The 21,217-nt window shown below is 64.5% G+C and carries 20 protein-coding genes; 3 read left to right on the forward strand and 17 right to left on the reverse strand.

Features of this window, described 5'->3' with window-relative positions:
- Positions 1-9: 9 nt before the first annotated feature.
- From AC1DLO_RS08055 to AC1DLO_RS08120, 14 genes are all read right to left on the reverse strand, one after another.
- Positions 10-2,862 (reverse strand): FtsK/SpoIIIE family DNA translocase, encoded by a 2,853-nt coding sequence (locus AC1DLO_RS08055; protein ID WP_476889129.1) that lies wholly within the window; start codon positions 2,860-2,862, stop codon positions 10-12.
- A 196-nt stretch (positions 2,863-3,058) separates the two neighbouring features.
- Positions 3,059-4,750 (reverse strand): ribonuclease J, encoded by a 1,692-nt coding sequence (locus AC1DLO_RS08060; protein WP_476889130.1) that lies wholly within the window; start codon positions 4,748-4,750, stop codon positions 3,059-3,061.
- Positions 4,751-4,777: 27 nt separating this feature from the next.
- The gene (gene dapA / locus AC1DLO_RS08065; protein ID WP_184735800.1) at positions 4,778-5,689 is read right to left on the reverse strand and encodes a 4-hydroxy-tetrahydrodipicolinate synthase; all 912 of its coding nucleotides are present in this window, start codon (positions 5,687-5,689) and stop codon (positions 4,778-4,780) included.
- A gap of 64 nt (positions 5,690-5,753) precedes the next feature.
- Entirely contained in the window at positions 5,754-6,500 is a 747-nt protein-coding gene (locus AC1DLO_RS08070; RefSeq protein WP_476889131.1) for a carbon-nitrogen hydrolase family protein, read from the reverse strand.
- A gap of 23 nt (positions 6,501-6,523) precedes the next feature.
- Complete coding sequence (locus tag AC1DLO_RS08075) at positions 6,524-6,934, reverse strand: hypothetical protein (RefSeq protein WP_476889132.1); 411 nt, start codon at positions 6,932-6,934, stop codon at positions 6,524-6,526.
- Between the two features lie 59 nt (positions 6,935-6,993).
- Positions 6,994-7,485 carry a hypothetical protein gene (locus AC1DLO_RS08080; protein WP_184735804.1) on the reverse strand — a complete coding sequence of 164 codons (492 nt, stop codon included), beginning with the start codon at positions 7,483-7,485 and terminating at the stop codon, positions 6,994-6,996.
- Between the two features lie 4 nt (positions 7,486-7,489).
- Positions 7,490-8,248 (reverse strand): 4-hydroxy-tetrahydrodipicolinate reductase, encoded by a 759-nt coding sequence (gene dapB, locus AC1DLO_RS08085; RefSeq protein WP_476889133.1) that lies wholly within the window; start codon positions 8,246-8,248, stop codon positions 7,490-7,492.
- Between the two features lie 115 nt (positions 8,249-8,363).
- Entirely contained in the window at positions 8,364-8,819 is a 456-nt protein-coding gene (locus tag AC1DLO_RS08090) for a molybdenum cofactor biosynthesis protein MoaE (protein WP_184735808.1), read from the reverse strand.
- Entirely contained in the window at positions 8,809-9,309 is a 501-nt protein-coding gene (locus AC1DLO_RS08095) for a MogA/MoaB family molybdenum cofactor biosynthesis protein (protein WP_184735810.1), read from the reverse strand. The genes AC1DLO_RS08090 and AC1DLO_RS08095 overlap by 11 nt, the downstream gene beginning before the upstream one ends.
- Entirely contained in the window at positions 9,306-9,884 is a 579-nt protein-coding gene (moaC, locus tag AC1DLO_RS08100) for a cyclic pyranopterin monophosphate synthase MoaC (protein ID WP_476889134.1), read from the reverse strand. The genes AC1DLO_RS08095 and moaC overlap by 4 nt, the downstream gene beginning before the upstream one ends.
- Complete coding sequence (locus tag AC1DLO_RS08105; RefSeq protein ID WP_476889135.1) at positions 9,872-11,092, reverse strand: molybdopterin molybdotransferase MoeA; 1,221 nt, start codon at positions 11,090-11,092, stop codon at positions 9,872-9,874. Before AC1DLO_RS08105 ends, moaC begins: the two co-directional genes overlap by 13 nt.
- Before the next feature lie 44 nt (positions 11,093-11,136).
- Entirely contained in the window at positions 11,137-12,702 is a 1,566-nt protein-coding gene (locus AC1DLO_RS08110) for a molybdopterin-dependent oxidoreductase (RefSeq protein WP_476889136.1), read from the reverse strand.
- Positions 12,699-13,958 carry a sensor histidine kinase gene (locus AC1DLO_RS08115; protein ID WP_476889137.1) on the reverse strand — a complete coding sequence of 420 codons (1,260 nt, stop codon included), beginning with the start codon at positions 13,956-13,958 and terminating at the stop codon, positions 12,699-12,701. Before AC1DLO_RS08115 ends, AC1DLO_RS08110 begins: the two co-directional genes overlap by 4 nt.
- On the reverse strand, positions 13,945-14,676 hold the full coding sequence (locus AC1DLO_RS08120) for a response regulator transcription factor (protein WP_476889284.1): 732 nt from the start codon (positions 14,674-14,676) through the stop codon (positions 13,945-13,947). Before AC1DLO_RS08120 ends, AC1DLO_RS08115 begins: the two co-directional genes overlap by 14 nt.
- A 163-nt stretch (positions 14,677-14,839) precedes the next feature.
- On the opposite strand from AC1DLO_RS08120, the gene moaA reads away from it, so the two are divergent.
- From moaA to AC1DLO_RS08135, 3 genes are all read left to right on the forward strand, one after another.
- A complete protein-coding gene (gene moaA / locus AC1DLO_RS08125) occupies positions 14,840-15,970 on the forward strand; it encodes a GTP 3',8-cyclase MoaA (RefSeq protein WP_476889138.1) in 1,131 nt (376 codons plus the stop codon).
- A gap of 4 nt (positions 15,971-15,974) precedes the next feature.
- Positions 15,975-16,241: a MoaD/ThiS family protein gene (locus AC1DLO_RS08130; protein WP_184735822.1), complete on the forward strand. Its 267-nt coding sequence runs from the start codon at positions 15,975-15,977 to the stop codon at positions 16,239-16,241.
- 80 nt (positions 16,242-16,321) lie between these two features.
- Positions 16,322-16,615 (forward strand): hypothetical protein, encoded by a 294-nt coding sequence (locus AC1DLO_RS08135; protein WP_476889139.1) that lies wholly within the window; start codon positions 16,322-16,324, stop codon positions 16,613-16,615.
- 25 nt (positions 16,616-16,640) lie between these two features.
- Here AC1DLO_RS08135 and AC1DLO_RS08140 read toward each other — a convergent pair whose 3' ends face one another.
- The 3 genes from AC1DLO_RS08140 to AC1DLO_RS08150 all read right to left on the reverse strand — a co-directional run bounded on the left by AC1DLO_RS08140 (position 16,641) and on the right by AC1DLO_RS08150 (position 21,130).
- Positions 16,641-17,102: a DUF1579 family protein gene (locus AC1DLO_RS08140; protein WP_476889140.1), complete on the reverse strand. Its 462-nt coding sequence runs from the start codon at positions 17,100-17,102 to the stop codon at positions 16,641-16,643.
- A gap of 277 nt (positions 17,103-17,379) precedes the next feature.
- Positions 17,380-18,723: a M16 family metallopeptidase gene (locus AC1DLO_RS08145; RefSeq protein WP_476889141.1), complete on the reverse strand. Its 1,344-nt coding sequence runs from the start codon at positions 18,721-18,723 to the stop codon at positions 17,380-17,382.
- A 154-nt stretch (positions 18,724-18,877) separates the two neighbouring features.
- Entirely contained in the window at positions 18,878-21,130 is a 2,253-nt protein-coding gene (locus tag AC1DLO_RS08150) for a polyribonucleotide nucleotidyltransferase (protein ID WP_476889142.1), read from the reverse strand.
- Positions 21,131-21,217: the final 87 nt, after the last annotated feature.

The raw sequence follows: 21,217 nt of genomic DNA on the forward strand, positions 1-21,217 counted from the left end.
CCCTCTAGGCTACCGTCCGGTCAGTGACCAGGCGTCTTCGCCGCCGTCGTCCTCGTCATCGGAGTTTTCCGCCCCGTCGTAGTAATCCGTGGCCTGCTTGCGGTTTTCGAGATCGGCGGCGACCAGATCCTCCGCATAGCCTCCGACGGCGATGTTCGCGTTCGCGTTGTCGCTCAGGGCGGCCGTGTGCGCATCGGGGCTGGCGGGAGCCTCCTGGCCCTTCATGGCGGCCAGCACGGGAGCAAGGTCGTCCGGCTTGACCAGGACGTCGCGGGCCTTGGAACCTTCGGACGGGCCTACGACCCCTCGCGATTCCAGCAGGTCCATGAGGCGGCCCGCCTTGGCGAAGCCGACGCGGAGCTTGCGCTGCAGCATCGACGTGGAGCCGAACTGCGTGGTGACCACGAGTTCCGTGGCCTGCAGCAGGACCTCGAGATCGTCTCCGATGTCGTCGTCGATCTGCTTCTTCTGCGCCTCAGGCGCGACGTCGTCCCGATAGACCGCCTTGAGTTGGCCCTTGACGTGCTCCACTACCCGGTGGATTTCGGATTCGGTGACCCAGGCGCCCTGCACACGCATGGCTTTGGACGCGCCCATGGGAAGGAAGAGCGCGTCACCTTGGCCAATGAGCTTCTCGGCGCCGGGCTGGTCCAGGACCACGCGGGAGTCGGTGACAGAGGACGTGGCGAATGCCATACGGGAAGGAACGTTGGCCTTGATCAAGCCCGTCACAACGTCCACCGAAGGACGCTGAGTGGCCAGAACCAAGTGGATGCCGGCGGCGCGGGCAAGCTGGGTGATACGGACAATCGAGTCTTCGACGTCGCGCGGGGCCACCATCATCAGGTCGGCGAGCTCGTCCACGATCACGAGCAAGTAAGGGTAGGGCTTGATGACGCGCTTGGAGTCAACCGGCGGAACCACCTTCCCTGCCCGGACGGCTTTGTTGAAGTCATCGATGTGCTTGAAGCCGTAGTTGGCAAGGTCGTCGTAGCGGGCGTCCATTTCGCGGACCACCCATTGAAGCGCCTCGGCAGCCTTCTTGGGGTTGGTGATGATCGGCGTGATCAAGTGCGGAACGCCCTCGTAGGCGGTGAGTTCCACACGCTTCGGGTCCACCATGACCATGCGGACCTCGTCCGGTGTAGCGCGCATCAGGATGGACGTAATCATGGAGTTCACGAAGGACGATTTACCGGCACCCGTGGCGCCTGCTACGAGCAAGTGCGGCATCTTCGCGAGGTTCGCGACGACGTAACCGCCCTCGACGTCCTTGCCGACCCCCATCACCATGGGGTGGTCTGTCCGCCGGGCGTTTTGGCTGCGCAGGACATCGCCGAGGGACACAGTCTCGCGGTCCGTATTGGGGATTTCGATGCCGATGGCCGACTTGCCGGGGATAGGGCTGAGGATGCGGACATCGCTCGATGCCACAGCGTAGGAGATGTTCTTGGACAAGGCCGTGACGCGCTCCACCTTGGTGCCAGGAGCAAGTTCGATCTCATAGCGGGTCACGGTAGGGCCACGGCTGAAACCGGTAACGGTGGCGTCCACGTTGAACTGCTGCATGGTGTCCGTCAGGGCGGCCACGACGGCGTCGTTCGCTTCCGTGCGTTCCTTCGGGATGGAACCGGGAGTCAGGTTGTCCGACGAAGGCAGCGTGTAGGTGACGTCGCCCGCGAGCGAAAGTTGTTCGGTGCGTTGCGGAATCGGCGTCGGGGGCGGCGGCGGGCCGACGGGTGCCGAAGGCACAATGACAGGGGGAACGACGGCGGCTGGCGCGACCATGGGGATCGCTTCGGTGGCGTTTTCCGCACCTGCCTTCGGGCTTCCAAGTCCCTGTGCGGCCTTGATCTTCTCGACGGCGATTTCGGCCTGCGTCGGACGGCGGACCCCGGGCGGCACGGAAGGCGCGCCCTGAGCGGGAGTGGCGTCGTCGTCGACGATTGCGTGCTCGAACGCCTCATCGCCGACATAGCCTTCAAGCCCGGTGTCGTCGTCACGATCCTTGCCGAAGAAGCGTTTGCGGCGTTTCTTCTTCGGCTCAACGGCCGCCGCGTTTTCGTAGAGGTAGCTGCGGTCGTGCGAATCGCCGTGTTGCCGATCGGCATCCACCAAGTCGACGCCCATGAGGTGCTCGTAGGCGCCGCGGATACGTCGAGGAATAGCGCCAAAAGGGGTGGCTGTGACAATCAGGAGGGAGACGAACGCCAAGGCGCCGTAGACGATGACGGGTACTGCGGCGTGGATGGCGGCAAGGGGCGACGCCGCGAGGAAGCCGAGCATTCCCCCGGCTCGCCGGAGACCGTCGAAGCCATCGGCGACAGTCGGCTGGCCCCCGACGATGTGGGCCAAACCAGTGCCGGCGAATGTCATGATCAGGAAACCGATGCCCACCCGGTTGTTGCCACGGCTGTCCCACGGCTGCCGGAAGAGCCGGAATGCGCAGACGAAAAGCATGAGCGGCAGAAGCAGGGACACCCAGCCGAAGGTCCCGTTCACGATGCCATAGACGACGTCCGGGAACCAGCCTTTGAGGCCCCACCAGGCGAAGGTTGCGATGAAGACACCGAGCGCCAGGTTGAAAAGCGCCGCGCCGTCCCGGCGGTCCGCAGGATCTAGGTCACTGACGTCGTGGCCGATCCGGCGGATGCCTGCGCCCACCACGTGGCCGATTCCCAACCAGGCACCGGCAAGCGCACGCAGGATCCAGGGCTGTTGGGGTTCGACGACGGCCGCCTGCTTGCCGCGGGCCGCCGCTGTGCTGCTCCTGCCGGACTTAGCCGGGGTCCGGCCGCTGCCCGAGCCGCCGGATTTGCTATTGGAGCTGCCTCTAGGCGCGGAGGTAGTACGAGTCGCCATATCGGCCACGCTACCCCAGTCCGTGCGGAATCCCGCGGATTTCAGGGGCGCGGAGGAACCATGTTGCCCCTGTTGAACAATCAGCGGGCCCGATGTCACCGAGACCTGGGCCGAAAACACCGGCGGCCCGGTTCGCGAGAACCGGGCCGCTCGGAGACTGGCTCCGAGGCGTCCGTGCTGGCTATGCCTCCAGAAGCTACGCCTCCAAAACCAGGGGGATGATCATGGGCCGCCTGCGAAGCTTGCGGTTGACCCACGTGCCGATCACACGACGGACCACTTGCTGGAGCTGGTGGTTGGTGTGATCTGCGTGGTGGAGCACTGCGTCTTCGAGGGCCGCGTTGATCTTGGGAATGATCTCGTCGAACACGGAATCGTCCTCGGCTACGCCCCGGGCGTGGATCTCCGGTCCCGAGACGATCTTGCCGGTGGTGCGGTTGATCACGGTGATGACGGAGATGAAGCCCTCGTCGCCGAGGATCCTGCGGTCCTTGAGGTCGGCGTCGGTAATCTCGCCAACGCTGGAGCCGTCCACGTAGACGAAGCCCACTTCCACTTGGCCCACCACATTGGCCTTGTGGTCCCTGAGGTCGATCACCGTGCCGTTGTCGCTGAGGATCACGCGGTCCGCGGGGACGCCGGACTCCTCCGCAAGTTTGCCGTTGGCGATGAGGTGCCGGGTTTCGCCGTGCACGGGCATTGCGTTCAGCGGTTTGAGGATGTTGTAGCAGTAGAGCAGTTCGCCCGCGGCCGCGTGGCCTGAGACGTGCACCTTGGCGTTGCCCTTGTGGACGACGTCGGCGCCGAGTTTGAGCAGCCCGTTGATGATCCGGTAAACGGCATTCTCGTTACCCGGGATGAGGCTCGAGGCCAGAATAACGGTATCGCCCTGGCCGACCACAACACGGTGGTCGCCATTGGCCATGCGGGACAGCGCTGCCATGGGTTCGCCTTGGGAGCCCGTGGACATCAGGACGACGCGGTGGTCCGGCAGGTTGTCGATGTTCTTGATGTCCACGAGGATTCCCGGCGGGACGTCAAGGTAGCCGAGCTTCGCCGCGATGGCCATGTTGCGCACCATCGATCGGCCCACAAAGGCGACGTTGCGGCCGTGCTTGGCGGCGGCGTCGAGAACCTGCTGGACACGGTGCACGTGCGAGGAGAAGGACGCAACGATGATGCGCTTCTTCGCCTGGCCGAACAATCGGTCCAGGGTAGGACCGATTTCCTTCTCGGCCGTGGTGAAGCCGGGCACATCCGCGTTGGTGGAGTCGGCCATGAACAGGTCCACTCCTTCTTCGCCCAAACGGCCGAAGTGGCGCAGGTCCGTAATGCGGCCATCCAAGGGCAGCTGGTCCATCTTGAAGTCGCCCGTGTGCAGCACGTTGCCGCCGGCGGTTCGGATGAAGACAGCCAAGGCGTCCGGAATCGAGTGATTGACCGCAACAAATTCACATTCGAAGGGACCGAACTGCTCCACCTGTCCTTCGGTGACAGTGAGCGTGTAGGGCTTGATCCGGTGTTCCTGGAGCTTGGCCTCAACGAGGGCAAGCGTCAGCTGGGAACCGACCAGCGGCAGGTCCGGGCGCAGGCGCAGGAGGTACGGCACAGCGCCGATGTGGTCTTCGTGGCCGTGCGTCAGGACGATGGCAACGACGTCGTCGAGCCTGTCCTCGACGTACGAGAAATCGGGCAGGATCAAGTCAACACCCGGCTGTGTCTCTTCGGGGAAGAGCACACCGCAGTCGACCACCAGCAGCTTGCCGTTGATTTCAAAAACGGCCATGTTGCGGCCGATCTCCCCCAGCCCGCCAAGGGGCACAATCCGGAGTGTTCCCTGCGGAAGTTTGGGCGGGGTGACAAGTCCGGGAAGGGCGGTTTGGGTCATAATGCGCTACTTTCCGGCGGAATCCTTCTAGACAGTGAAGTCCATTCCAGCTTCCGCCAAGTCCTCGCGGATGGTTGCGATCTCGGCGGCGTCCGGCTCCACGAGGGGCAAACGGACAACCGAGTTGGGCAGGACTCCCTGCCATTTAAGAATTTGTTTGGCGGCGACAGCGCCTTGGACCCGGGTCATGGTTGCACGCACCACGGGCTCCAGTTCGAAGTTGATCTTACGGGCCGTGCCGAGGTCGTTCGCGTTGATCGCGTCGACGAGCTCACGGAAGCGCCGGGTGACGACGTGCGTAGTGACGCCTACAAGGCCCACTGCGCCCAGGGCCATCCACTGGAGGGTCAGGCCATCGTCCCCTGAATAGAAAAGGAGGTCGGTTTCAGCCATGACACGCGTTGCAGCCGCGAAATCGGCTTTGGCATCCTTGACCGCAACAATGTTGGGGTGGGCGGCAAGACCGATCATGGTCTCCGGCGCGATCTGAATGGAAGAACGCCCGGGAATGTCGTACAGCATGACCGGCAACTCGGTGGCCGACGCAATGGTCTCGAAATGGGCCCGGACGCCGGCCTGGCTCGGCTTGTTGTAGTACGGCGTGACGATCAAGAGACCGTCGACGCCGAGCTTCGCGGCTTCCTGGGAGAGGTGCACCGAGTGCGCGGTGTCATTGGTTCCGGTTCCCGCGATGATTGCGGCGCGACCGCCTACAGCTTCCTTCACGGCGCGGAACATGCCGAGGTTTTCCGCATCCGTGAGGGTGGACGTCTCTCCGGTTGTCCCGGTGACAACCAGGCCATCGCAGCCGTCGTCGACGAGTTTGACTGCCAATTCCGCTGCCTGCTTGTAATCGACTTCGCCGTCCTTGGTGAACGGGGTGACCATGGCGGTCAGAAGGGTACCGAGAGCAGGAACGTTCACACGAGAGTCAGACATATGAAAAACGTTACCCTGTCATCTACAGGATAGGAGAATGACGGCGTCGTGATTGTCGTCAAATTCAGCGAAATGGGAGCAAGGCCTCAGGCTGAAGCGTCGCGATGCCTATTGCCGAACCACTGACGTTGAGCTGGGTGAGGGCGCGGCCGTCCGGCCCCCAGGCGCCGCTGAGTCCGCACGAATCTCCGATGGACGTGGAACCGCCCATGTTGGCGAGGATGCCGAACATCCGATGATCCATGGACCTCGCGCCGAGATGGAGACCCAACCGGTGCTCTTCGCCTTGGACATAGACGGCCGAAACAGCATAGACGTCCGCTCCCGCCTCAGCCGCTGCGGATGCATGGGACGGAACTGCGGCGTCGAAACAAATGGCCAGGGCAATCCTCCACCCGTCGAGTTCGAGGAGGGCCGGACCACTTCCTGGCACGAACAGCTCCCGCTCGACTCCGTGCAGGTGGGTCTTGAACGCGGGCGCCGCGTCTCCGGCGGGCCGGATGACCAGGGAAGCCAGGCGCGGCGTTCCGTCGCCTTCCCGGAATGCGGCACCGACAACCACCGTAATGCCGGTCCGCGTGGCGATGTCATGGATGTCCTCAAGCCGTGGATCCCCCGGAGTCACCCAGGCGTCCTCATCGGCGAACAGTTTCAGGTCATAACCCGTCAGGGACAATTCGGGAAAGACGACAAGGCGGACGCCGTGCGAATGGGCGTCCTCGATAAGACGGACGTGTTCCGGCACATTGGCGGGCACGCCGCCGTCGTGGGCTTCGTACTGAATGGCGGCAACAGTCAGGGCAGCAGTCACCTAGCCATCCTAGACTGGCCCGCTTAGGCAGGACCGCTTTGGCGACCGCCACCCGTGGTCCTCGCCGGGCTGCCTTGATTCCGGCCCGTGGGAGCGTTCGGCAGCCGCGACGCCTCCGGCGAGCAATACTGGGCAACGGCCGATTCGCGCAAGCGGTCCGCCCACGCACCCAGCCGTTGGGCCGCCCGCACGTAGTCGAACAATTCAACAGGGGTCAACGATTCGAGGTCAGTCTCCGCAAGCCGCCTGGCCAGCTCGGCTCCCGGCTGTTGTTCGCCCAGGACGGTTCCCTCGCGCCGCCACTGCACGTCTTCCGGCGACTCCCCCGCGACGAGTTGGCGGAAGAGGAAGTCGACGACGCCCGGACTCATCGCCTTCATGGGCCCATCCAGGCCGTGGGGGTACGAGTTCGGCCGCTTCGAAGGATCGTTCATGCAGCCATGGTATTCGAACATATATTCGAATACAAGACAATCCATTAAGCGAACCGCGGCTACTTGGCCCCTTCCGCGGTGGGCTGGGCGCGGAACAGGCGTACGGCGTCGCGCATGGATTCCCTGGCACGCTTGCGGTCACCGGCGGCATCGTACGCGCAGCTGAGCCGGAACCAAGAGCGCCAGTCCTCGGGCGCTGCCTCGGCCTCCACGCGGTACTTCTCGAACTCTGCGTCCGCAGCCGCACGGACAATGCGTCCTCCCGGCGTACGCGGCAGGTTGTCCACCGGCAGCCCGCCCTCGGCTTCGAGCACCTTGGCCATCTTCTCGGTGCGGGCGCCAAACACCAGTTCCCGGATCAAAGCCCACGCCCCGATGATGGGAAGCACCAAATAGGCCGCGCCGATTCCCTTGGCTACCAGGTTCTGGTCGCTGAGCAGCAGGATCGAACGCTGGAAGGTGACCACCAAGTAGAGCACCAGCAGCAGCGTGACGGCACCCACCCAGATCTTGGTGCGGTTCTTCTTGAACGTGTTCCAAAGCGAGCCCATGCGCCTACAGCCCCAAGTCCAGGTATCCGTCCAGGCCGACTGTCAGCCCGGGGTAGGCTGCGACATTTCGAAGTCCCAGCAGCACACCGGGCATGAAGGACGCCCGGTCAAAGGAATCGTGGCGGATGGTCAGTTGCTCCCCCGGACCGCCGAGGAGCACTTCCTGGTGCGCCACCAGCCCGCGCAGGCGGACGCTGTGGACGCGGATACCGTCAACGTCGCAACCGCGCGCGCCGTCAAGGGCGGTGTCTGTGGCGTCCGGGCTGGCCGGGACTCCGGCTTCTTCGCGGGCCGCCGCAATGAGCTGGGCCGTGCGGACGGCAGTGCCCGAGGGCGCGTCCACCTTGTTGGGATGGTGAAGTTCGACGATTTCGACTGATTCGAAATACTTGGAGGCTTTGGCGGCGAACGCCGAGGCCAGGACTGAGCCGAGCGCGAAGTTGGGTGCGATCAGGACGCCCGAGCCAGGGTTCGCGGCCAGCAACTCGCGCAAGGCTGCAAGCCGAGCGGCGTCCCAGCCAGTGGTGCCGACCACGGCGTGCATACCGTGTTCGACGGCGAAACGGACGTTCGCTTCGGTGCTGTCCGGAACCGTGAGGTCCACAATATACTTGGCGCCGGCGTCGAGCAGGGCATCGAGGGAGTCGCCGCGGCCGAGCGCCGCGACGAGCTTCATGTCGGCGGCTGCCTCCACCGCCCTGACGGCTTCTATACCCATGCGCCCGTGGGCGCCCAGCACGGCAACAGCAAGTTGTTCGGTCATGACCTTAACCCTACCGGTTGGTGGCTGCCCCAACGTGGGGTCGCCGGAACCGTGCTGGTTCGCCCGAACGCTCCGGCGAACCGGCACCGTTCCGGCGATTTCGACGGCAAGCGAGCTACTCCCCCGCGCCGACCCACTCCACCGTGCCGTCGCTGAAGAACTGTTCCTTCCAGATGGGCACTTGCGCCTTGATCCTGTCCACCAGTTCCGAGCACACCGCGAAGGCTTGTCCGCGGTGTGCAGCGGCCACGGCACAGACGAGTGCGGGATCGCCGATCTCCAGCATGCCGATCCGATGGGCCGCCCAAATACGGACAGGTTGGGCAGCCTCTCCCGAGTGCTCTGCTACGAGCTGCGCCACGACGTCGGACATGACCTGATGCGCCGTGGGGTGGGCACTGTAGCTGAGTCGGTCCACGGGCTTGCCGCCGTCGTGGTTGCGGACCACGCCACTGAAGCTCACCACTGCCCCTGCCGTGTCCGATTCGACCGCAGCGATGGCTTGGTCCACGGAAATCGGCTCGGCGCTGAGGACTGCGCTAATGACTTCGAAGTCGGTTTCAGTGGCCATGACTTCCCTCCAGTTGATCGCATAGGTGGGCGATGACAGGGTCCAGGACGGCGAGCCCGTCCATCACGCCTTTCGGCGAACCCGGAAGATTCACAATGAACGTCTTGCCTGCAGTGCCGGCGTGGCCCCGGCTCAGCATGGCCATGGGGGTTTTGGCAGCTCCGGCGCGGCGGATGCCTTCCATGAGGCCCGGTATTTCGCGATCCAACAAAGGCAGCGTGACCTCCGGCGTGCGGTCATCGGGGCTCAGCCCCGTCCCACCGCTGGTAATCACGACGGCGGGTTCCTGCGTCAGGAGCGCACGGATGGCGGCACCGACGGGCTCGCCATCCGGCACAACCATGACGGGGAAGGTCTCGTAGCCGTGTTCGGCCAGCCAGTCCAGGATCACGGGACCGGTTTCGTCTTGGTACATTCCGGCCGCGGCACGGGTGGACGCAATAACGACGCCGGCTCTCCTCGCACCGCGGTGGGGTTCGCAGCCGCTCATGCCTTCCCGCCTTCGACGCGTGCATTCGATACGGGGCCAAGGTCCCAGTCCCCGCTCTTCCCGCCGCTCTTGGCGAGCACCTGGATGCCGCTAATGACGGCGTGCTTGTCAACGGCCTTGATCATGTCGTAGACGCTGAGCGCGGCAACGGATGCCGCGGTCAACGCCTCCATCTCCACGCCGGTGACACCTTTGGTCTTGACCGTCGCCAACACCATTACCGTGTGCGGACCGAGTTCGAAGTCCACTGTGACCTTGGAAATCGGCAGCGGGTGGCATAGCGGGATCAGTTCGGGCGTCTTCTTTGCCGCCATGATGCCGGCAACGCGCGCCACTGCCAGGGCGTCCCCTTTGGGAAGCTCACCGGCGCCGAGCAGGGCGAGTACTTCGGAGGTGGTGTGGACGGTGGCGGTAGCGGTAGCCTCGCGCGTGGTCACGGCCTTCCCGGAGACATCGACCATCTGGGCCGTTCCATCCTGGCGCAAATGCGTCAGGGCGCCAACGCCATCCTGGCGTAGGTCGGTGGGGCCGCCGACGATGCCGGCGGAGTCTGAAGTGTCATTCACAACATCCATACTTCCACTTCCGCGCCGGCGTCGAGTTCCGTGACGTCCGCAGGAACCTGGACCAGCGCGTTCGAGTTGGCGAGCGCATGGATGAGGTGGGAACCGGCGCCGCCCTCGAGGCGGACCTTTCCACCCGGAAGCAGGGTTCCGCGGCGGACCTGGTGCTTACCCGCTGGCGATGTCAATGACTCCGTGAGGCGCGCTTGCAGGCTTGGCCGCAACGCCGGGTTTCCCACGACGACGGCGAGCGCCGGGCGAAGGAACATCTCGAAGGACACAAGGCAGCTCACCGGGTTGCCGGGGAATCCCAGGAAGGGCACGCCGTCGAACATTCCGATCCCTTGGGGTCCGCCGGGTTGCATGGCCACGGACACGAACTCGACCGTTTGGCCATCCATGGCCTGCCTCACCACTTCATAGGCGCCCTTGCTGACTCCCCCGGTGGTCACGATGAGATCGACCGCCCCGAGGTGACGATGCAGTAGGCCTTGGAGGGCAGCAGGATCGTCTCCGCTGATTCCCGTCCGCGTGACCCGGAGGCCTGATTGCACCATGGCGGCTTCCAGCAGGGTTCCGTTGGAATCGTAAATCTTGCCTTCCGGGAGGGGCGTGCCGGGTTCCACGACTTCATCGCCCGTAGTCACCAGCAGCACGTGTACCGGCTTGCGGACCTCGACGGCGGTCATCCCCAAGGCGGCGAGCAAACCCAATTGCCCAGGGCCAAGGACAGTTCCGGCCCGCAAGGCAACGGTCCCCTCGGCGATGTCGCTTCCGGCGTCGCGGACGAACGTTCCCGGCTCGGTTGCCGGAAGACGGACGGTTGCTGCTACCCCGGTCGCGGGGAAGACATCGGGCACTGCCCGTTCGATAGGCACGACGGCGTCCGCACCCTCCGGCATCATGGCGCCGGTCATGATGGGGGCCGTGGTGCCGGGCACGAGTCGCGCCGGTGCCGCGCCGGCCGGGACGGGATCCACCACCGTCAGCTCCGCACCGGCGTCGTTCCCTGCTTCCGCCGCGAGGTCCGCTGAGCGGACGGCAAAACCGTCCATTTGGGAGTTGGCGAACGGCGGCAGGCTGAGCGGAGCCAGGACGTCGACGGCGAGCACGCGTCCGAGCGCGCCCATCAAGGGCAGCCCTTCGGTGCTTCCTTGGCGCGCAAGGCCGGACAGCAGCTCCTTGACGGCTTCGCGGTGGGCTGCGACGGATCTGGCCACGGTGTTCCTCCCGATTGTTTCGCTCAGACCTACACAGCCTAGTGTCAGTTGGCGGTGACCCGGATGGTGTGGAATCCCGTGGCGCCGTCCGGAGCCACGGGAGTACGGGGTTCAGGCTGGGGCGTGCCGGTAGCATCGGTGGCACGGACCTGGACCTCATGGTCTCCAACACTCAATTGAAGGCCCAGTTGCCACTGGTACCACGTGTCCGTGGAGATTCCTGGAGCGAGCTTGGCTTCCTGCCAGTTGCCCCGATCGACTCGTAGCTCCACCTTGGAGACGCCGCGGTGTTGAGCCCAGGCGACCCCGCCGAACTGGACCGTTCCTGCTTTGACCGAGCGGCCGTCCCGGGGCACATCGATGCGGGACTGCGTCTTGATGGGTCCATGGTCGCTCCAGCCGCGCGGCGTCCAATAGCCTTGGTCGTCAGCGAAGCGGGTGACTTTCAGCTCCGTCAGCCATTTGGTGGCAGAAACATATCCATAGAGGCCCGGGACGATCATCCGGACGGGGAAGCCATGTTCCAGCGGCAAGGGTTCGCCGTTCATACCGACGGCGAGGATGGCGTCGCGATTGTCGGTAAGCGCTTCGAGGGGGGTTCCGGCGGTCCAGCCGTCGGTACTGCGGGACAGCACCATGTCCGCGCCCGGCTTGGGCCCGGCCATGGCCAGGAGTTCGCGGACCGGCCAGCCCAGCCAAAGGGCGTTACCGATCAGGTCTCCACCGACCTCGTTGGATACACAGGCGATGGTCACGTGGCGCTCGATCATCGGTTTGCTCAGCAGTGTGGCGAAATCCAACTGGACTTCGCGTTCCACCAAGCCTGTCACCTTGAGGACCCACTCAGGCGGATTCACTGCTGGTGGGATCAGTGCGGTGTCAATCCGGTAGAAGTCAGCGTTCGGGGTGACGAGCGGCCGCAGTCCCGCCAAGGTGAGCGCGGCGCCGTCGGGGACCTTCTGGGCCGGAGTCACCGGTGCTGGCAGGGCCACCGCCTGGCGGAAATCGGAAACGACCGTTCCTGCCCTTCGCACCACCGTCGTCACGATTCCTGCGACCACGGCTGCGATCGCCGTTCCGCCGAGCAATTGCACGAAGCTTCGGCGGGCCAGGGGCATATCGACCGCTTCGCGCACTGGTCGCCAGGTTTCGAGCCGCTGGATCAGGAGCCGGAGGAAAAGCATGGTGACCACGGTGGCCACGACGGGGGCGATTGCAGCTGTGGGTGCCGCTTGGGCGCGCGTCAAAACGGCAGCCAAACCAGCCGCTCCGGCGAGCAAGGCGAGCACCAGCCCCGCTCCCTTTCGCCGGTATTCCAGGAGCCCGGCGAGCGCAGCAAGAACCAGCGTCACGAGGGCGATGCTGGTGATCAGTGCGATTTTATCCGCGGTGCCGAAAAGGCTGACGGCCAGTTCCTTGGCCCAACCCGGTACGGCATCGATCACCACACCGCCAAGCGCGGTGACAGGTGAGACGGACGGGCTCAGGAAACCAGCCAACAACTCTCCGGCGGCCACCCCGAGTCCGATGGCCGCCACGCCGCAAACTGCAGACCAACGGGCCGCCGTCCTGGTACTGGGTTTCTCTGCCTTCGGAGTGGTCCTGCTCATGTCGTGCCTGCCTGTTTGGTGCTCTTTGCCGGAATGATGTCCGCCGGAGCTGTCTGTATCGGAAGCGCGCTTGCCTTTGCCTGTGCGCCCGAGGGGAGGCGGAGGGTGAAACGGCAACCCTCTCCCGCGTTCACCACCGTGACGCTGCCGCCATGGGCCTTGACGATGCCCGCCACCATGCTGAGCCCCACACCGGCTCCGCTGTAGCGCGGTTGCCCTTCTTCGAACCGCATTCCTGCGCTCCTGGAGCGGTCCTTTTGCCAGCCGGTCTCGAAGACGTGGGCCAGGTCTTCGTCATCGATGCCCCCGCAATTGTCCACGACATCGACGACGGCGTCGCTGCCTTCGCGTCCGACGCTTACCCGGACGCCGCCGTCGGGCCTGCTGTAGATGATCGCGTTGAGGACCACGTTGCGGACTGCCCTGCCCAGGCTGGGACCGTCTGCGACGGCCATGCACTCGCGGTCGCCACCGCCGTCGAGCCGGATGCCGCGCTGCGCGGCAAGGGGGGCAAGATCGGCAATGGCGTCGCTCACCAGGTCGTAGAGGTCCAAAGCTTCCGCGCTCAGGCGTAACGTTCCCGCCTGGATTTTGGACAGTTCCAAGAGGTCGTTGACCATCACCGCCATCTGGTCCGTCTGGCCGATAATCTTGCGATAGTACGCGGGGACGTCGGACGCCATGCCGTCTTCAAGAGCCTCGGCCATGGCCCGCATGCTGGCCAAGGGAGTCCGGAGGTCGTGCGAGATCCAGGAGACCAGTTCGCGACGAGCGGTTTCGACCGCGGCTTCCCGCCGCCGGGATTCTTCCAGTTTGAGGCTGCTCGTTTCCAGTTCCTGGGCGAGCTGTGCCAGTTCGGAGTTCATGGCCGGTGCGGTTCGCCGCGACGCCGTTTGAGGCAGAACGGAACCGTCGAGGGCTTCGCCACTGCCGAGGCGCCGCGTCGCGGCCACGAGCCGGATGGCGTTGCGGGATACCCCGGCGCCGAGGACCAGCGAAATGGCAATGGCAACGGCTGAGGCCACCGCGAGGATGTACCACATGACTTCGAGGTCCAGGGCGGAAATGAACATCGCATTGAAGGCGCTCACCATCCCCGCCACGAGAACAGCAACGGTAGCCACCACCACGAGGCAAATCTGCACCAGGATCGACGCACCGCGCAGGAACCTCAGCAACGCAAGGGTCAAGGCGCCGATGAGAACCGCCCACAGGAGCATCCAAGCCAGGATCGTGAACATTTCAGTTGCCTGCATGTCCACTTTCCTTCGCGTCAAAGCGGTAACCGACTCCCCAGACAGTCTTGAGCAGCACCGGAGTTGTGGGGTTGTCTTCGATCTTTTCGCGCAAGCGGCGGACATGCACCGTCACCGTGGACAAATCACCGAACTCCCAGCCCCACACTGCCTTAATGAGTTCCTCACGGCTGAACACCTGGTTGGGCCGGCGGAGCAGGAAAGCCAGCAAATCGAATTCGCGCACCGTCAACGTCAGCGGCTTGCCGTCGTGCAGGACTGTCCGCGAGGCCGGATCCAATGCGAAGCCGGCGAGTTCCACGGGCGGCTCCGGGCTGAATTCCCGGATGCTCCGGCGCAACACGGATTTCACCCGGAGAACCAGTTCGCGCGGTGAAAAAGGCTTCGTGACGTAGTCGTCCGCTCCGGTTTCCAGCCCCAGGATGCGGTCGTCTTCCGTGCCGAGGGCGGTGACCATAATGATGGGAACGCTCATGGCCAGGCGCAACCTGCGGCACACCTCCACCCCGTCGAGTCCGGGCAGCATCCGGTCCAGGATGACGAGATCGGGCCGCCTGGCGGCCGCGACGCTCAAGGCTGTAAAGCCGTCGCCCGCGAGATCGACCTGGAAGCCTGCCTGGACCAGATAGTCCCGGACGACGTCGGCGATGGTCTGTTCGTCTTCGACCAGGAGGATGCGGCGATTGCCAGGTTCGGCAGCGTGCGGCGCGGGCTGCATGTTCACACCTTCAGCATAGATTCGCAGGGGCCCCGTGGTGCGTGTTCCGGCCGTCCGCGGGCCAACTGTACGTATTCCGTAAGAACTCCTTCCTATGGCAAGCGGCCGGACGTGACCAGTGGGCGATATCACGCTTGGGCCCTGCCTGGCGTAGCCTGAATCCATGAGTGTTCAGCTAGGCATGCCGCTGCCCGCTACGGGCGATAGGACTGGAAGCAGCGTGTCTGCGCCCCCGCCGCGCCCTGCTGGAACCCCTGTGGGCCTGTTCGACCGCTACGGACGCCGGGCCACCGATATGCGCTTGTCGCTGACTGACAAGTGCAACCTCAGGTGCACGTACTGCATGCCCGCCGAAGGTCTCGAATGGTTGTCCAAACAGGCCGTCATGACCGCCGCCGAGATTGTCCGCCTAGTGCGAATCGGCGTCGATCAACTCGGGGTCCGCGAGCTGCGCCTCACCGGCGGCGAGCCCTTGGTGCGTGCCGACCTCGTGGACATCATCTCGGCCCTCCGCAAGGGGCACCCTCATCTGCCGATCTCGATGACCACCAACGGCGTCGGCCTGGATAAGAAGGCGGCCTCGCTCAAGGAAGCCGGGCTCACACGCATCAATGTCTCCCTCGATTCCCTGCACGAAGAGACGTTCGCCAAGCTGACCCGGCGGCCCTTCCTCGACAAGGTGCTGGCCGGCGTCGATGCCGCCTGGGCCGCCGGCTTGGGACCGGTCAAAATCAATGCCGTCCTCATGCGGGGAATCAACGACGCCGAGTCCCCCGATCTCCTGGCCTGGGCTTTGGACCGCAGCTATGAGCTGCGCTTCATCGAGCAAATGCCGCTGGACGCCGATCATGGTTGGACACGGCGGAACATGATCACGGCAGCGGAGATCCGCGAACTGCTTTCCCGCGACTTCGTGCTGAGCCCGGACCCGCGCGAGCGCGACGGCGCACCGGCCGAACGATTCGAAGTACGACGCCGGGACCCGGCATCTGCGGAAGCCAACGGACCCGTTCTGGGCACCGTCGGTATTATCGCATCGGTCACCGAGCCGTTCTGTTCCGATTGCCGGCGCACAAGGATCACCGCCGAGGGCAAGATCATGAGTTGCCTGTTCTCCCGCGAGGAATTCGATCTGTTGGGACTACTTCGTTCCGGAGCGGACGACGAGGAACTCGCCCAACGCTGGCAGGATGCCATGTGGATCAAGCCCAAGGCGCACGGCATGGACCACACCGGTCTGGGCGCACCGGACTTCGTCCAGCCGGAGCGGAGCATGAGCGCAATTGGAGGCTGAAACTGTGCTTGTACGTTACTTCGCTGCCGCACGCGCCGCGGCAGGCGTCGAAGAGGAGAACCACAGCCTTCCGGAAGGAACCAGCTTGGAAGGGCTCATCGCCGCCCTGCTCGCTGTCGAACGTCCGGAACCTCCAGCGGGCACGCCCACCTTGGCCCGGATCATTTCGCGCAGCAGCTTCCTGCGCAACGAAGTAGCCGTCCGCGACCGTTCGGCCGCTCTTGGTGCGGACGACGTCGTCGACGTCCTTCCGCCGTTTGCCGGCGGCTGAGCCGGCCACGGCCAAAGGGTGGTTCCCCGGGTTGAAGGAGCCTACGCTGTGCCTATCCGCGCAACGGCAAAGGAATAGCCATGTACACCCTCCAGATCGAACACGCTGTGAACGATTTCGCCGCATGGAAGCGGTCATTCGACTCGGATCCTGCCGATCGTGCTGGCTCCGGCGTTGTTTCTTACCGGGTCTGCCGGCCTGTGAACGATTCGCAGCGAGTCTTGATCGAGCTTGATTTCGCCGAGCGGGACCAAGCTGAATCAATGCTGAACACCTTGCGGACGAGGGTATGGAGTGGACCCGGACGGCCGGCCTCGCTCGACGGCATGCCGGACGCCCGGATCGTGGAATCCGTGGAGGCCAGGACGCTCTGACTGTTGCGCCCTTTGGGGGCGGACCTTAGACGCGCCGGCAGACGGAGATCATGAACGGGCTAAATGTCGTGGCATCCCCGAGCCTCAGTTCCGCCATGTCCGTCAGCACTCCGCCATCTACCTTGAAAGTGTGTCTCGCGGTCCCACGGGGGCTACGCCGTTCAAGCCTCAGCGTGCCGTCCTGCCAGTGACCCCGGGCCGGAGCTTCCGGTGGCCGGCCCATGCTGTCCACGTAATACCACAAGGTGTCCCCGTGGTCCGGGTCAACGGTAAAGACCCCGTGCCCCTCGAAGTGCGTACCGTCAGGCTCGATGTGGCGGTAGCTCTGCACCAACGCGTAGCCTCCGGCCGCGCGTGAGAAGGTCACCTCGGCGTCGGCCGTCCGGGCCGGTCCCCACGGCGACGCGGCAAGCTCAGTGCTCCCCCGCCAATGCCCCAGGAAGGCCTCCAGCGCAGTGTTTGCATGACTCTTCAATGGCTCGTTCATGGCGACTCCTGCGCAAGACGATGGATACGTCACCATCATGTTCCCGATCGAGCAGGCACGTCCACCCTCCCCCACCGAGCATGCCCCCTCTTCCAAGCAAGGAATGGACATATCAGGGTTATGTCCACCCCTTGGCCCAGGAGCTGGGCATGTCCATTGGGAGCGTCCAGCGCGCACCACCGAGCATGCCCCCTCTTCCAAGCAAGGAATGGACATATCAGGGTTATGTCCACCCCTTGGCCCGGGAGCTGGGCATGTCCATTGGGAGGGGTGGTGCTTAGAGGCCGAACGTCTCCGTCTCGTCGAAGGGCCCGACGACGGTCACGGTGCGTGGGGCTGCGGCGAGTACGACGGCGAGCTCCTGCACTTGCTCGGCGGTGACGGCCTTGATGCGGCGAAGCGTCTCGTCGATGTCCTGGAATTCGCCTGAGACGAGTTCGGCACGGCCAAGCCGCGACATCCGGGAACCCGTGTCTTCAAGGGCCAGGACGATTCCGCCGCACAATTGGCCTACAGCCTTGCGCAGTTCCTCATCCGTGATCCCGTCTGAAGCGAGCTTGTCCAGTTCAGCCCCGAGGAGTTCCAAAACCTGCTTGACCTTCGACGGAGTGCAGCCGGCATACATGCCGAAGTAGCCTGCGTCCGCGTACGCGGAGGCAAAGGAATAGGTAGAGTACACGAGTCCGCGTTTTTCACGGATCTCCTGGAAGAGCCGCGACGACATCCCGCCACCTAGGACCGCGTTCAGGACGCTCATGACAAAGCGGCGGTCATCGGTGGCAACGATCGAAGGGCAGCCCATGATGATGTTGGCCTGCTCCACCGGGCGCTTGACCACGTGGAGTCCAGCCGTTCCGGTGATATCGGCACGCGCGGTGGAACGGCGGTCAACCGGGGCCGCGCCGTCTTTCAATTCCCAACCGGCTGTCCGCAAGGCGTCGAGCACCAGGCGGCAAACGACGTCGTGATCCAACCCACCGGCGGCGGTGATGACGATTTCATCAGGCCGGTAGTAGCGCCGGTAGTGCTCCCACACCGAATCGCGGGACACAGCCTTGATGGCAGCCGGGGTGCCGCCGATCGGGCGTCCCAGCGGGTGAATGCCGAGTACGGCAGCAACGAATTTTTCGTGAGCCACATCGGTGGGATCATCGCTGTCCATGGCGATTTCCTCGAGGATCACATCGCGTTCCTGTTCGAGCTCCGCCGGATCCAGCACGGCACCGGTAATCATGTCGGCGATGACATCGATGGCCATGGGAAGGTCGGTATCCAGGACCCGCGCAAAGTAGCATGTGCTTTCCTTGGCCGTGGCCGCGTTCGATTCACCACCCACCTCGTCGAAAGTGGAGGCGATCTCAAGGGCTGTACGCCGCCTGGTCCCCTTGAACAAGAGATGCTCCAGGAAGTGAGTGGAGCCGTGTTGGCCCTCTGCCTCGTCCCGCGAACCGACCCCCACCCAGAATCCGATGGTTGCCGAGCGTTGCCCAGGCATGGCCTCGGTGAGCACGCGAACACCCCCTGGAAGCACCGAACGCCGGACAACAGAGCCACCTTCGGCACCATGGATCAGTTCGCCACCGGGCACGGTCTGCGCCAGAGGAAGGGGTACGACAGTCATCAAGACCTTTCAGTTCTACGGGAAATCACGGGTGCCAAATCTGGCTGCAATCGTACCAGCGGGTACATCGCCCTTGGGGCGGGAATTCGTCGTTAAAGCGGGCAGGACCGGTGGACATGTCCACCGGTCCTGCCGCGTGCCGTGCCGGTTCAGGCTACTCTGCGGAGACTTCAGCCTCTTCGGCCGGAGCTTCCTCAGAGGCGACGCCTTCTTCCTCGGCCACAACCGGGGAGAGGGAGAGCTTGCCGCGGTCGTCGATCTTGGTGATCTCAACCTGGATCTTCTGGCCTACGGAGACGACGTCGTCGACGTTGTCCACGCGCTTGCCGCTGGCCAGCTTGCGCAGCTCGGAGATGTGCAGCAGACCGTCCTTGCCCGGGGTCAAGGAAACGAACGCGCCAAAGGTGGTGGTCTTGACGACCGTGCCCAGGTAACGCTCACCGATTTCCGGGATCTGCGGGTTGGCGATGGCGTTGATCGCGGCGCGGGCTGCTTCGGCAGACGGACCGTTGGTGGCGCCGATGTAGACCGTGCCGTCGTCCTCGATGGAGATGTCGGCGCCGGTGTCTTCCTGGATCTGGTTGATCATCTTGCCCTTGGGGCCAATGACCTCACCGATCTTGTCAACGGGGATGTTGACGGCGATCACGCGCGGGGCAAACTCGGAAAGCTCGTCCGGCGTGTCAATGGCGGCGTTGATGACATCAAGGATGTGCAGGCGTGCTTCGCGCGCCTGCTTCAGGGCTGCCGCCAGGACCGATGCCGGGATGCCGTCGAGCTTGGTGTCCAGCTGGATGGCCGTGACGAACTCGGAGGTACCGGCAACCTTGAAGTCCATGTCACCGAAAGCGTCTTCGGCGCCGAGGATGTCGGTCAGGGCTGCGTAGCGGGTCTGGCCGTCAACCTGGTCGGAAACCAGGCCCATGGCGATACCGGCAACAGCGGCCTTCAGCGGCACACCAGCGTTGAGCAGGGACAGCGTGGAGGCGCAGACGGAACCCATCGACGTCGAACCGTTGGATCCGAGGGCCTCGGAAACCTGGCGGATGGCGTACGGGAATTCCTCGCGGGACGGCAGAACCGGAACCAGGGCGCGCTCCGCGAGTGCACCGTGGCCGATTTCGCGGCGCTTCGGGGAGCCCACGCGGCCGGTCTCGCCGGTGGAGTACGGCGGGAAGTTGTAGTTGTGCATGTAGCGCTTGCGCGTGACGGGAGACAGCGAGTCAATCTGCTGCTCCATCTTGAGCATGTTCAGCGTGGTGACACCCATGATCTGGGTTTCGCCGCGCTCGAAGATGGCGGAACCGTGAACGCGCGGCAGGACCTCTACCTCGGCGGTCAGCTGGCGGATGTCCGTCAAGCCACGGCCATCGATGCGGATCTGGTCCTTGAGGATGCGCTGGCGCACAACCTGCTTGGTCAGGGAGCGGAAGGCTGCAGAAAGCTCCTTCTCGCGGCCCTCGAACTGGCCCGCGAGCGAGCCAAGGACTTCGTCCTTGAGTTCGTCGGAGGCGTTGTCGCGGTCCTGCTTGTCGGCGATCTGGAAGACCGCGGCAAGCTTCTCGGCGGCTTCAGCTTCAACAGCCGCATAGACATCGTCCTGGTAGTCCAGGAAGACCGGGAACTCAACCGTGGGCTTCGCGGCGCGGGCGGCCAGGTCTGCCTGGGCCTCGCACAGCGCCTTGATGAACGGCTTGGCGGCTTCGAGACCCTCGGAAACAACTTCTTCCGTGGGAGCGGTGGCGCCCTGTTCCTTGATGAGGTTCCAGGAGTTGTCCGTGGCTTCGGCTTCAACCATCATGATGGCGACGTCGTCGCCGGCGATCCGGCCGGCAACAACCATGTTGAAGACGGCGTTCTCAAGCTGGGAGTGCTTCGGGAAAGCAACCCATTCGGTGCCCTGTTCGTCGGCGATGAGGGCAACGCGGACGCCACCGATCGGGCCGGAGAACGGGAGCCCCGAGAGCTGGGTGGACATGGACGAGGCGTTGATGGCCACGACGTCGTAGAGCTCGTCCGGGTTGATCGCCAGGACGGTGACGACGATCTGGACCTCGTTGCGCAAGCCCTTGACGAAAGCGGGGCGCAGGGGGCGGTCCATGAGGCGGCAAGCCAGGATGGCTTCGGTGGACGGGCGGCCTTCACGGCGGAAGAACGAGCCCGGGATGCGGCCGGCAGCGTACATGCGCTCTTCGACGTCCACGGTCAGCGGGAAGAAGTCGAAGCCTTCACGCGGGGACTTGCCTGCGGTGGTTGCGGACAGTAGGGCGGTGTCTTCGTCGATGTAGACCATCGCAGCGCCGGCTGCCTGCTTGGCAAGGCGGCCGGTTTCGAAGCGGATAACACGCTTGCCGAAGCGGCCGTTGTCGATGATGGCTTCTGAGAACTGGATTTCGGGACCCTCCATTGAGAGTCACCTCCGTTTCTTGTTTAGCGGAAGTCCTCCCGCATCGACCCAGGCCAGCGTCTTTTCCTGGCCTGTACGACACCCGGT

It is taken from the genome of Arthrobacter sp. 01T419 (assembly GCF_056398865.1).

Excerpts from the sequence above, each read along its gene's own strand:
- AC1DLO_RS08075 (WP_476889132.1), bottom strand. The coding sequence starts at position 6,934 with ATGAACGATCCTTCGAAGCGGCCGAACTCGTACCCCCACGGCCTGGAT.
- AC1DLO_RS08090 (WP_184735808.1), bottom strand. The coding sequence starts at position 8,819 with ATGGCCACTGAAACCGACTTCGAAGTCATTAGCGCAGTCCTCAGCGCC.
- AC1DLO_RS08140 (WP_476889140.1), bottom strand. The coding sequence starts at position 17,102 with ATGAACGAGCCATTGAAGAGTCATGCAAACACTGCGCTGGAGGCCTTC.
- AC1DLO_RS08145 (WP_476889141.1), bottom strand. The coding sequence starts at position 18,723 with ATGACTGTCGTACCCCTTCCTCTGGCGCAGACCGTGCCCGGTGGCGAA.
- AC1DLO_RS08120 (WP_476889284.1), bottom strand. The coding sequence starts at position 14,676 with ATGCAGCCCGCGCCGCACGCTGCCGAACCTGGCAATCGCCGCATCCTC.
- AC1DLO_RS08135 (WP_476889139.1), top strand. The coding sequence starts at position 16,322 with ATGTACACCCTCCAGATCGAACACGCTGTGAACGATTTCGCCGCATGG.
- AC1DLO_RS08115 (WP_476889137.1), bottom strand. The coding sequence starts at position 13,958 with ATGCAGGCAACTGAAATGTTCACGATCCTGGCTTGGATGCTCCTGTGG.
- AC1DLO_RS08055 (WP_476889129.1), bottom strand. The coding sequence starts at position 2,862 with ATGGCGACTCGTACTACCTCCGCGCCTAGAGGCAGCTCCAATAGCAAA.
- AC1DLO_RS08110 (WP_476889136.1), bottom strand. The coding sequence starts at position 12,702 with ATGAGCAGGACCACTCCGAAGGCAGAGAAACCCAGTACCAGGACGGCG.
- AC1DLO_RS08080 (WP_184735804.1), bottom strand. The coding sequence starts at position 7,485 with ATGGGCTCGCTTTGGAACACGTTCAAGAAGAACCGCACCAAGATCTGG.
- moaC (WP_476889134.1), bottom strand. The coding sequence starts at position 9,884 with ATGGATGTTGTGAATGACACTTCAGACTCCGCCGGCATCGTCGGCGGC.
- AC1DLO_RS08150 (WP_476889142.1), bottom strand. The coding sequence starts at position 21,130 with ATGGAGGGTCCCGAAATCCAGTTCTCAGAAGCCATCATCGACAACGGC.
- dapB (WP_476889133.1), bottom strand. The coding sequence starts at position 8,248 with ATGACCGAACAACTTGCTGTTGCCGTGCTGGGCGCCCACGGGCGCATG.
- AC1DLO_RS08095 (WP_184735810.1), bottom strand. The coding sequence starts at position 9,309 with ATGAGCGGCTGCGAACCCCACCGCGGTGCGAGGAGAGCCGGCGTCGTT.
- moaA (WP_476889138.1), top strand. The coding sequence starts at position 14,840 with ATGAGTGTTCAGCTAGGCATGCCGCTGCCCGCTACGGGCGATAGGACT.
- dapA (WP_184735800.1), bottom strand. The coding sequence starts at position 5,689 with ATGTCTGACTCTCGTGTGAACGTTCCTGCTCTCGGTACCCTTCTGACC.
- AC1DLO_RS08060 (WP_476889130.1), bottom strand. The coding sequence starts at position 4,750 with ATGACCCAAACCGCCCTTCCCGGACTTGTCACCCCGCCCAAACTTCCG.